The following is a 256-nucleotide window of genomic DNA, read 5'->3' on the forward strand; positions in this document are numbered from 1 at the left end:
GCTTTAACCTGGGCGGCGCGGCGCATGAAATCGGCGTACGTCAGGTGGCGCATTACCTGTGGAACCGCTTCGGCAGCTCTCACCGCGTGCGTTTTGTGGCGATCAACTTTGAGCCGGTGGTCGGCGAAATCCTCGAAAAAGTGGACGACGGTCAGATGGGCGTGGTGCTGAAGCGCATGATGGTACGTGCGGCGTCTAAAGTGGCTGAGCGCTACGGCGTGCAGGCGCTGGTCACCGGTGAAGCGCTGGGGCAGGT

General features: G+C 62.1%; 1 pseudogene. It reads left to right on the plus strand.

Annotated elements, in window-relative coordinates:
* A pseudogene (locus tag RTW80_RS29930) lies at window positions 1-256 on the plus strand (tRNA 4-thiouridine(8) synthase ThiI); the annotation flags it as partial.

It is taken from the genome of Escherichia sp. AM3 (assembly GCF_032029835.1).
Classification (GTDB): domain Bacteria; phylum Pseudomonadota; class Gammaproteobacteria; order Enterobacterales; family Enterobacteriaceae; genus Escherichia; species Escherichia coli.